The sequence below is a fragment of the Pigmentiphaga sp. NML080357 genome (genome assembly GCF_002188465.1).
Lineage (GTDB): Bacteria > Pseudomonadota > Gammaproteobacteria > Burkholderiales > Burkholderiaceae_B > Pigmentiphaga.
Map to the genome: position 1 here is coordinate 22,386 of NZ_NINW01000023.1, position 10,732 is coordinate 33,117.

The window sequence follows — 10,732 nt, forward strand, 5'->3', positions numbered from 1 at the left end:
CTCATCCGATGTTCATTTCAAGAATATAAAGGCCGCCGCAGAATCGATCGACCGTATAGACGATGCGGCGGTCGTCGACGTAGACATCGTTGAGCTGAATCGCACCGACGGGCGACAGCGCCGGCGCAGCCGGGACGTAGTAGGCCAGCTCCTGGACTTGCCAGGGATTGCTGGTGTCGTAGACGCGTACGCCGGCGTTGAAGAAGGTGCCGATGATGATGTGGTCCGAGCGGAACGAGCAGGGCGCCGGCAGGTTCTCGTGCAGATTGTGGGCGCCGAAGCGGCCGCCCCGTCGCGCGAAGGCCTCGACCGGAGGCGCTGGGAAGGTGCCGATCGGGACCGGGTTGCCTTCGTTGCGGGCATCCACGACCCAGACGAGCTTGGGCCAGTCCGCGCCATTGTCCTGGACGCATTCGTCGCTCACGATCCACAGATCGCGGCTGAAAAGCGGCAGCACCGTATGGGTGAAGCCGTTGAAAGGCGGCGAGTGGTTCCAGCTCGACACGACACGGGGGGCGCTCATGTCGGAGATGTCGAGCACGATGGAGCCGCCGTCGATATAGCCGATGTAGGCGCGGTCGGGGCGTTCGGGAAAGACGTTGGTGTTGTGCACGCGAAAGCCTGTGTCGAACTGCTTTGGCAGGCGGGCCGGGGCCTCGGCGCCGTCGCCGGCACGGGTGCCCGGCAGCCACCAGCGGCCGGCTTCCACCGGGCGCGAAGGCTCGCGCACGTCGATGATGCGGTAGAACTGGTCGTCCAGCGGATTGCGCGGCTCGAAGTCGGGCGCGCCGGAGGCCAGGTGGACGAACTGCCCGTCGACGAACCACAACGCATGCACGCCTCGCGAATGCGGCCCCGAGCAGTCGAAATGCGAGACCAGGCGGGGCGACTCCGGCTTGCTGATGTCGAACAGGTCGAAGCCGGCGGGTTTCATGCCCGGTGACTGCGTCTGGTAGGCCACGGCCATGAGGTCGCCGCTGATTTCCAGCGAGTTCGAACGTACCTTCATGTGCGGAAGTTCGGTCTGGACGATCACGCACGGTGCGCGCGGGTCGGTCACGTCGACGCCGGTGAAGTTCTTCGGCGCGGCCTCGTGCGCCAGCCATAGGATGCGTCGGCCGTCGGCGCATTGTTGCATGGCGATGCCTTCGCCCAGGCCGCCATAGCCTTGCAGCTCATGATGGGCAAGCAGCGTCATGTTGCGGGCCATGGACTTGTCGGCGCGCGCGGCGAGGTTGGGTGTGGGGTAGCGGTTCATGTGTCGATCATTGGCGCAACAGGCGCGTGACTTCCCGGGCTGCGGTTTTCAGTTTTGGAAGAATGCCGCGGATGCGTTCATCGGTCATGCGCGCTTGCGTGGTAGCGACGGCAAGGGCCGCTATGGGGCTGCCCGCGGCGTTGTAGATAGGCAGGCCGATGGCGCGCACGCCAGGCGCCGCGTGATTGCCCGTGACGGCGTATCCGGAAAGACGGGCCTGGCCGACCAGTTCCAGCAGTTCGTCCGCGTCGAGATCGCCATAGGCGCCCAGGCGCGGGGCGACGGCCTGGATGACCGTTTCGATCTCTTCTTCCGGCAGCGCTGCGAGCAGCGCCAGTCCTCCGGCGCTCACGCCGAGCGGCTGGCGGCTGCCCAGCGGCACCGACGGCGTCTGAATCGGGTAGGGGCCCTGGGTGCGGGATATGCAGACGGCGTCATAGCCGCTGCGCAGGAACAGGAAGGTCGTGTCGCCTGTCTGCTCCGCCAGCCAGTCGCACACCGGCTGGCACACTTCCTTCAGATTGAACTGGTGCGTTGCAGAAATACCCAGTTCGAACAGTAGCGGCCCGAGGGTATAGCGGCGCGACCGGTCGTCCTGTTGCAACAGTCCTTCGATCGTCAGCGCTTTGAGCAGCCGGTGCGCGGTCGGCCGCTGCAGGGCCAGTTCGCGGGCAACGTCCACCAGGCGCACGCCTTCTGGCGCTTGAGCCGCCACGATCTGCAAAGCCCGGACCGCGCGGCTGACGGTCTGGGCGCCATGCACATCGATGGTCGTCGTGGCCATGGGTCTGGCTTTCTTCAATCCAACGTGACGTTGGCGAGCTTGACTGCCTGCGCCATGGCTGTGGCCTGCGATTTCAACAGCCTGTCGAACTCCGCGGGCGTGCTGGCCAAGGCGTCGGCGCCGGCATTGGCCAGGGTCTGCTTCATCTCCGGCGATTCGAGCGCTTTCCTGACCTCCTCGTTCAAGCGGGAAACGACGGCGGGCGGCATGCCCTTGGGACCGATCAGGCCGCTATACAAGACGATTTCCAAGGGTATGCCCTGTTCCTTGAAGGTAGGTACATCGGGCATCGCGGCCACCCGCTTGGCCGTTGTTACCGCCAGCGCATGGATTTTTCCTGCTTTCGCCTGGGCGACGGCGGGCGGCATGCTCAAGAAGCTATAGGTCACTTCTCCGGCTACCACGGCTTGCACCGAGGGCGCGCCTCCTTTGTATGGCACGTGCAGAGAATCGATGCCCATGGCCTGTTTGAAGGACTCGCCAGCAAGATGCATGATGGTGCCATTGCCCGAGGAGGCGTAGCTTACCTGGCTTTGTTTTTTCTTGGCCAGTTCGACGAGCGACTTGACGTCGCCGGCCTTGGAGCCAAGGCTGGAAACCATCATCAACGGCGTCGAGGCGACGAGGCTGATCAGGCTGAAGTCGTTCAGCGCATCGAACGGCAAGCGCTTATAGGCCTCGGCATTGATCGCATGCGTCGTCATATCCTGGAACAACAGGGTGTAGCCGTCCGGCGCGGCCTTGGCGACGTAGGCCGAGGCGATGGTGGTGCCGGCGCCGGGCCGGTTTTCCACGATGACGCTCTGGCCCATCTGAACCGACAGCCGCGCCGCAAGCGCCCGGGCCAGCACGTCGGAAATGCCGCCGGGCGGAAAGCCGGTGACGATGGTGACGGGCCTAACCGGGTACGGTTGGGTTTGCGCGGAAGCAGGAGCGAGGGAGGTCGCGCAGAGCAGCGAGCAGGCGAGCGAAATAGTGGCTATTTTCATGGTTATGAACCAGGGCGGTGGATGGGTCGCCCGTCAGGGCGGAATAGTCCGGACCACTCTATAAGTCGGCAATTTTCACCGTCAACACATTCGTCGAATGTTTCTCTATTTGGAACTTAAGACATGCATGACGGTGCGCCGCGCACCAACGCCGGCCATGGCATGCGGGTTCCGGATCACTGTTGGTGCGGCTCGGCGGCGCGCCCGACCCAGTCGTCCAGAGGTGTCCAATATATGGAACTTCAGGCGGCTGGCGTTGACCTTGGCGGACGGGCATGAAGATCATGCAGGGTCTCAGTAACTTCCCCTACCAAAGCGCATCATGACCCAACCCATCGGCTCGAGCGTCCTGGCTCGCGCACCCTATCAGTCCATCGTGCGTCGTCCCCGCCTGACCTTGCCGGGCGACGCGCGGGTCGTCCTGTGGAACATTGTCAACGTCGAAGTCTGGGAGCCGACTGCAGCCATGCCGCGGGCGGTGCTCTCTCCTCCCATGGGCGCGCCCATGCTGCCGGATGTTCCCAATTGGGCCTGGCATGAATACGGCATGCGGGTGGGCTTCTGGAGGATCCTCGATGCTTTGCGCGCGCGTTCGATGCCGGCCAGCTTTGCGCTCAACGGCGCGGCAATCCCCCGTTACGAGGAAGTCTGCACCGCGGCGCGGGACGCAGGCTGGGAATTCATGGGCCACGGCCTCGTGCAGCGCCCGATGCATAAGGTCGAGGACCAGCGTGCCGCCATACGGGAAACCATCGATGAGATCCAGCGCTTTACCGGCAAGGCGCCACGCGGCTGGGAGAGCCCGGGCCTGACTGAAACCGACGACACTGTCGACTATCTGGCCGAGTGCGGCATCGAGTACGTCGCGGACTGGGTCCTGGATGACCAGCCCGTCCGCTTGCGCTCCTCCAAGGGGCCGATGACGTCGATTCCTTATACCGTGGAACTCAACGATGTGGTGATTTCAGCTGTGCAGCAGCATCCGTCCGACGAAATGCTGCGCCGGGGCAAGGCACACTTCGATCGTTTGTACCAGGACAGCGCAGATACGCCGCGAATCATGGCGATCTCTGTTCATCCCTATCTGAGCGGCGTACCGCATCGCATTGGGTACCTGGAACAGCTCTACGACCACGTGCTGTCCCACGAAGGCGTCCTGGTATGGACCGGAGAGCAGATCCTGGATTGGTTCAATGCGCAGCAGCCGGAGGGAAAATGACCTTGCCGCGTGTGCTGGTGGTGACCCTGGGCGGCACCATTACCATGACTGCGGACGATGGCGGCGGCATTCGTCCGACGCTCGATGGAGCGCAATTGGTGAAGGCCGTGCCGCAGTTGGAGCAAGTGGCCCGGATCGACGTGGAGACGCCTTTCATGTTGCCGGGTGCGTCGTTGACCCTGGGGCATTTGTGGCAGGTCGCCCAGTTGTTGCGGCAGAGACTGCGCTCCGGCGAGTTCGCTGGCGCCGTACTGGTGCAGGGCACGGACACAATCGAAGATACGGCCTTTGTCATGGACGTGCTGCTCGACTTGGAACGGCCCGTCGTCGTAACCGGCGCCATGCGCGGCGCGCAGGCGCCCGGCGCGGATGGCCCCGCCAATCTGCTCGCAGCCGTTACCGTCGCGGCAAGCGCGGATGCCGCGCGTTGTGGCGTACTGGTGGTTTTGAACGACGAAATTCATGCCGCCCGCCTGGCCCGGAAATCGCACACTGCGCTGCCCAGCGCCTTCACGTCGCCCGGCGCTGGCGCCTTGGGACTCGTAGCCGAAGGGCAGGCGCGGATAGGGTGCCGGCCGGTCCGCAATCGTGTCGAGTCGGTTCTGGCCCGGATGGCGGATCCGGCCGAGCCCGAATGGGTGCCCGTGGCGCAGCTATCCGTAGGGCTGGATGAAGACGCGCGTATTGCCGCGACCTTGGAAGACCTGGGTTATGGCGGAGCGGTTGTCGAAGCCATGGGCGCCGGACACGTGCCGGCAAAGGCTGTCGAGGCGTTGGCCTCGCTTGCCGGCCAGATGCCGGTCGTACTGGCAACCAGAGTGCCGGCGGGAAGAGGATTCACGCGGACCTATGGGTTCGCCGGATCCGAAATCGATCTGCTCGCCCGCGGGTTGTTGCCAGCAGGAAGCTTGTCTGCAAGCAAGGCCCGCCTGCTGTTGTCGCTGTTGCTGGCTACAGGCGCCATGGCCGACGACATCCAGGCCGTGTTCGGGGCGCGGTTCTTCCCGTAGCGTGCTTGACTCGCTTAAGCGCTTGGAACCTGGCCTACCTGGAGAAGCTGGTGCTACCCGAGGATGACACCTCCTCGGGCCAGCGCAAGTAGGCCTCGGCCAGCCCGCAAAAGGCCTCGACGCACGGATCCGCGCCGGTTTCCTCCCTCAGCAGGCGCCCGACCTCGGCCGCCACCGCGCGCGCCAGCCGGGCATCGAGGAACAGCAGGCGCGAGCGGCGCGCCAGCACGTCCTCCACGGTGCGGGCGTATTCGTGGCGCGCGGCGAACCGCACCATGGCTTCGGTCAGCCCGCCGCCCAGGTCTCGTTGGGCGCCGTGCAACGCCAGCACCGCCTCCTGCTCGCTGCCATATCCCCGGATGTCGGGCATATCGGCAACACGGAGCCGCCCCGGCGCGGCACCCACCAGCGGCCAGTCGGCGGTCGCGCTCGATTTCGCGGTCTTCAGCAGCCCCGCCGCGATGCATGCGTCGACCGTGTCCTCGGCCATGGCGCGGTACGTCGTCCATTTGCCGCCCGCCACCGTGACCAGCCCGTCGCCGTCGATCCGCACCTGGTGCTCGCGGCTGATGTTCTTGGTGCTGACGAAGCCGCCCGGACGCACGAGGGGGCGCAATCCCGCCCAGGCGCTGGAGATGTCGTCGATGCCTGGCGCGCGGGCCAGGTAGCGTCCCGCCTCGTCGAGCAGGAAGGCCACTTCGGCCGACAGCGGCCGCGGTTCGAGCTCGACGCGGGGACGGGGCGTGTCGGTGGTGCCGATGACGGTCCTGCCCATCCATGGCAGCGCGAACAGCACGCGTCCGTCGCGCGTGCGCGGAATCAGCACGGCGCGATCGCCCGGCAGGAACGTCCGGGGCACGACGATGTGCGCGCCCTGGCTGAAGGTGACGGTCGGCTCGGCCTGCGGCGTCTCGCGCCCGAGGCCGCGCACCGCGTCCACCCAGATGCCCGCCGCGTTCACCACGCATTTCGCGCGTATCCCGTATGACCGCCCGGTTTCGGCATCCTCGCAGCGCAGCCCGGCCACCTTGCCGCCTTCCCGGATGAAGTCCACGGCGGCGCAATAATTGAGCAGCAGCGCGCCCGCCTGCGCGGCCGTGCGCGCCAATGCGATCGCCATCCGCGCATCGTCGAACTGCCCGTCCCAATATTCGATCCCGCCGCGCAGCCCTTGCGCCCGCAGCGCCGGCTGTCGCGCCAAGGTTGCGCGCGCGTCGAGCCATCGGGTGCGGCCGAGCCCGGCCTTGCCGGCCAGGGCATCGTACAGGACCAGTCCTGTCCCGTAGAACGGCCTCTCGCCCAGGTGATAGGCGGGTACGACAAAAGGCAGCGGCTGGGCCAGGTGCGGGGCGTTGCGCAGAAGGATTTGTCTCTCCCGCAGGGCCTCCCGCACCAGCGGGAAGTTGCCCTGGGCGAGATAGCGCACGCCGCCGTGGATGAGTTTGGTGGCGCGGGAGGACGTGCCCTTGGCGAAGTCGCGGGCCTCGACCAGGGCCACGCGCAAGCCTCGCGTGGCGGCATCCAGCGCGACGCCCAGCCCCGTCGCTCCGCCGCCCACCACGGCGAGGTCGTACTCGACGGGTTCGGCCAGGCGCGACAGCAAGGCGGCCCGGTCGGTGCGCCACGGCGCGCCGCTCCCGCTCAATGCCTCGCCCATGCGCGCGACCGGGCGACGGCTTCGCGCCAGCGCTCGACCTTGGTCCGGCGGACGGTTTCGCTCATGGAGGGCTCGAAGCGGCGGTCCACTTCCCACTGGGCGGAGATTTCGGCGCCGTCGGCCCAGAACCCGGTGGCCAGCCCGGCAAGATAGGCCGCGCCGAGCGCCGTGGTTTCAGTGATGTGGGGGCGCACCACGGGCACGCCCAGGAAGTCCGCCTGCATCTGCATCAGGAGATCGTTGCCGCATGCGCCCCCGTCCACGCGCAGCTCGCGGATGGCAAGGCTGGAATCGCCCATCATCGCGGTCAGCGCGTCGGTGGCCTGCAGCGCGATCGATTCCAGGGCGGCGCGGGCAATGTGGGCTCGCGTCGTGCCGCGCGTCAAGCCGATCAAGGTGCCGCGGGCATAAGCGTCCCAATCGGGCGCGCCCAGCCCGGCAAAGGCCGGCACCAGGTAGACGTCGCCCGAGTCGGACACGCTGGCGGCCAGGGGCTCGATCTCGGGCGCGCTCGAGATCATCTTCAGGCCGTCGCGCAACCACTGGATGGTGGCGCCCGCCATGAAGACCGATGCTTCCAGGCAGTAGGCGGTGCGGGTAGTGGGCTCGGCCGTGGACGGCCCCTGCCAGCCCACCGTGGTCACGAGCTTGTTGCGGCTGGGGATGGCCGCGGTGCCGGTGTTCATCAGCATGAAGCAGCCGGTGCCGTATGTGTTCTTGACCATGCCGGGCGCGAAGCAGGCCTGGCCGAAGGTGGCGGCCTGCTGGTCGCCCGCCACGCCGGCGATGGGCACGGGAGCGCCGAACAGGTCGTGCTCGGTTTCGCCCAGCACGGCGCAGGACGGGACGACGGCGGGCAGCACGCTGGGCGGGATATCGAAGATCTCGAGCAATTCGTCGTCCCATGCCATGCGGTGCACGTCGAAGAGCAGCGTGCGGGAGGCATTGCTGGCGTCGGTGGCGTGGACCCGCCCGTTGGTCAATTTCCAGATCAGCCAGGCATCGACGGTACCGAATGCCAGTTCGCCGTTGCGCGCGCGCTGCCGCGCGCCCGGGACGTTGTCGAGCAGCCACTGCAGCTTGGTGGCGGAGAAATAGGCATCCAGCACCAGGCCGGTCTTGCGCTGGATCAACGCCTCCTTGCCCTCGGCGCGCAACTGGTCGCAACGGTCCGCCGTGCGCCGGTCCTGCCAGACGATGGCGTTGGCCACCGGCCGGCCGGTGATGCGGTCCCACAGCACCGTGGTTTCGCGCTGGTTGGTGATGCCGATGGCAATGGCCGGCGCCCGCGAATAGCCGTTGCCGACCAGGGACGTGGGCGCGCGGGCAAGGCATGCGCGCGCGACCGCCAGCTGCGATTGCCAGATTTCCTCGGGGTCATGCTCGACCCAGCCCGGGCGGGGGAAGAGCTGGGGAAATTCTTTCTGGGCTACGGCGACGATCTGCCCGGCATGGTCGATCAACAAGGCGCGCGAACTGGTGGTGCCCTGGTCTAGCGAGAGGATATAGCGCATGCGTAAGCCCGTAGGAACCTGCGATGACGTGGAGGCACGGCAACGGGACACGCGGGCGGCAGCCTGCGGCCCCGCTCAAGCGTAGCCAGCGGGGAATCCTCGCTTCCATTAGGTGTATCACCCAGGATAGCTGCCCAGTTTCTACTCTGCCGCGGACGGACGCGCAAGCTCCTCCCGCGGTTCGGCGGCGGGCGCGGCGGGCGCGGCGGCCGGGCGGATGAGGGCGGCCCCCAGCACGGCCGCCAGCGTGGCGGCCACGGCCCCCGCCGCGAAGGCGAGCTGGTATCCGCCATTCAGCGCGGCGCGCTCGGCCACGCCACCTGCCAGCAGCGTCCCGGTACGCGCCGCCGCCAGGGCCGCCAGCACCGCCAGGCCGAGTGCGCCGCCCATCATGAAGGAGGTATTGACCACGCCCGAGGCCAGTCCCGCCTCGTCCGGCGCCACGTCGTTCATGGCGGCCAGCAGCATGGGATTGAAAGCGATTCCCGCGCCCACGCCCATCAGCAGCATGCCGGGCAGGACGTCGACCAGGAAGATTCCGTCGACCGGCATGCGGGCGAACAGGGCCAGCCCGGCGGCCGCCAGCAGCAGGCCGCCGCCGAAAGTCAGCATGTAGGCATTCACCACCCAGACCAGCGAGGTCTCGGAAAATCCCAGGTCGTCGCGTATGGACGGCAGCGCGACGTTGACGATGGTGGTATCGAGCACGATCATCAGCACGCCCAGGCAGAGCACCGTCAGCGCCAGCCAACGCCCGCGGGAATCGATGCCGTGGCTCATGCCCGGCTCCGGAAGACGGCGGGACGGAGGAAACAGGCCATGGGGAGCTCCTTGCGGGAAGGGGAAGGCGTTAAATGTGTACAGCGTACACAAATAACAGACACCGGCGGGCCCCGTCTATCGGCATCTTGCAAAAAAGAAAGGGAAATGAAGCTGACGCGAGCCGGCGTCCGCCGCCCCGCAGACCGGCTCGATCGGCGGAACGCCCGAAAAAGCGGCGCTAGCGTATCACCATGTTGTCCCGATGCATCAGCTCGGGCTCTTCCATGCTGCCCAGCAAGGCCTCGATCTGGCTCGATGGCTGGCGCATGATGCGGCGGGTGGCGCCGGACGAATAGTTGATGAGTCCGCGCGCGAGCTCCTTGCCGGACGCATCCACGCAGGCGACCACGTCGCCACGGTCGAACTCCCCTTCCACCGCGGTCACGCCTATGGGCAGGAGGCTCTTGTTGTCCCGCGTCAACGCAAGCGCCGCGCCGTCGTCGACGGTCACGCGGCCCCGCAGTTGCAGATGGTCGGCAATCCACTGCTTGCGGGCGGACAAGAGCGGCAGAGAAGCGCGCAGTTCGGTGCCGATGCAGGCGCCGCCGGCCAGGCGCACCAGCACGTCGGGTTCGCGGCCGGAAGCGATGACGGTATGGGCGCCGCTGCCGGCCGCACGCTTGGCGGCGAGGATCTTGGTCAGCATGCCGCCCTTGCCGAGGCTGCTGCCGGCGCCGCCCGCCATGGCTTCCAGCGCAGGATCGCCGGCCCGCGCGTGGGCCACGAACTTGGCGTCCGGATGCTTGCGCGGATCGGCGGAGTACAGCCCGGCCTGGTCGGTCAGGATGACCAGGGCGTCCGCTTCGATCAGGTTGGTCACGAGCGCGCCCAGCGTATCGTTGTCGCCGAACTTGATCTCGTCGGTGACCACTGTATCGTTTTCGTTGATGATGGGCACCACGCCCAGGCGCAGCAGCGTGAACAGCGTCGAACGCGCGTTCAGGTAGCGCCGCCGGTTCGACAAGTCGTCATGCGTCAACAGGATTTGCGCGGTTTGCAGCGCATACTGGGCGAAGCTGCTCTCGTAGGCCTGCGCCAGGCCCATCTGGCCCACCGCGGCGGCGGCCTGCAATTCGGGGACCAGCGTGGGCCGCTTTTCCCAGCCCAGGCGCAGCATGCCTTCGGCGATGGCGCCGCTGGATACCAGCACGACTTCTTTATCGAGCGCCCGCAAACGCGCGATCTGCTCGGCCCAGCGCGACAGCGCGCGCCGGTCCAGGCCGCGCCCCTCGTCGGTGACCAGCGAAGAGCCTACTTTGATCACGAGCCGCCGGGCGGCGGCGATCACGGAAGTGGTATTCATCGAACGCCGTGAACGAAGAAGAAAAGGGAAATCGGTAGAACGGAATCGAGGGTCAGTCGCCGTCGCCGCCGCCGCCGTCGCCATCACCGCCACCGGCATCGCCGCCGTCGTCGGTATCCGGCGCGTCATCGGGCGTCGGGGAACCCGCGTCGCCGCCGCCGGCCGGCACTGGCCGA

8 protein-coding genes and 1 pseudogene are annotated in these 10,732 nt (G+C 67.1%); 2 read left to right on the forward strand and 7 right to left on the reverse strand.

Annotated elements, in window-relative coordinates:
• Position 1 precedes the first annotated feature (1 nt).
• From CDO44_RS07260 to CDO44_RS07270, 3 genes are read right to left on the reverse strand one after another with little or no spacing between them, the layout of a single operon-like run.
• The gene (locus CDO44_RS07260) at positions 2-1,258 is read right to left on the reverse strand and encodes an LVIVD repeat-containing protein (RefSeq protein ID WP_198951318.1); all 1,257 of its coding nucleotides are present in this window, start codon (positions 1,256-1,258) and stop codon (positions 2-4) included.
• Between the two features lie 7 nt (positions 1,259-1,265).
• On the reverse strand, positions 1,266-2,042 hold the full coding sequence (locus CDO44_RS07265) for an IclR family transcriptional regulator (protein ID WP_087779567.1): 777 nt from the start codon (positions 2,040-2,042) through the stop codon (positions 1,266-1,268).
• 14 nt (positions 2,043-2,056) lie between these two features.
• Positions 2,057-3,031 carry a tripartite tricarboxylate transporter substrate binding protein gene (locus tag CDO44_RS07270; RefSeq protein ID WP_087779568.1) on the reverse strand — a complete coding sequence of 325 codons (975 nt, stop codon included), beginning with the start codon at positions 3,029-3,031 and terminating at the stop codon, positions 2,057-2,059.
• A 322-nt stretch (positions 3,032-3,353) separates the two neighbouring features.
• On the opposite strand from CDO44_RS07270, the gene CDO44_RS07275 reads away from it, so the two are divergent.
• Positions 3,354-4,250: a polysaccharide deacetylase family protein gene (locus CDO44_RS07275; RefSeq protein ID WP_087779569.1), complete on the forward strand. Its 897-nt coding sequence runs from the start codon at positions 3,354-3,356 to the stop codon at positions 4,248-4,250.
• Entirely contained in the window at positions 4,247-5,260 is a 1,014-nt protein-coding gene (locus tag CDO44_RS07280) for an asparaginase (RefSeq protein ID WP_087779570.1), read from the forward strand. Before CDO44_RS07275 ends, CDO44_RS07280 begins: the two co-directional genes overlap by 4 nt.
• A 34-nt stretch (positions 5,261-5,294) precedes the next feature.
• Here the strand turns inward: CDO44_RS07280 and CDO44_RS07285 are convergent, their stop codons facing one another.
• From CDO44_RS07285 to proB, 4 genes and pseudogenes are all read right to left on the reverse strand, one after another.
• On the reverse strand, positions 5,295-6,917 hold the full coding sequence (locus CDO44_RS07285; protein ID WP_087779571.1) for a glycerol-3-phosphate dehydrogenase/oxidase: 1,623 nt from the start codon (positions 6,915-6,917) through the stop codon (positions 5,295-5,297).
• Entirely contained in the window at positions 6,902-8,431 is a 1,530-nt protein-coding gene (gene glpK / locus CDO44_RS07290) for a glycerol kinase GlpK (RefSeq protein ID WP_087779572.1), read from the reverse strand. The genes CDO44_RS07285 and glpK overlap by 16 nt, the downstream gene beginning before the upstream one ends.
• 141 nt (positions 8,432-8,572) lie before the next feature.
• Positions 8,573-9,025: pseudogene (locus tag CDO44_RS07295) on the reverse strand (MFS transporter); the annotation flags it as partial.
• 406 nt (positions 9,026-9,431) lie between these two features.
• A complete protein-coding gene (gene proB / locus CDO44_RS07300; protein ID WP_087779574.1) occupies positions 9,432-10,556 on the reverse strand; it encodes a glutamate 5-kinase in 1,125 nt (374 codons plus the stop codon).
• Between the last annotated feature and the right edge of the window lie 176 nt (positions 10,557-10,732).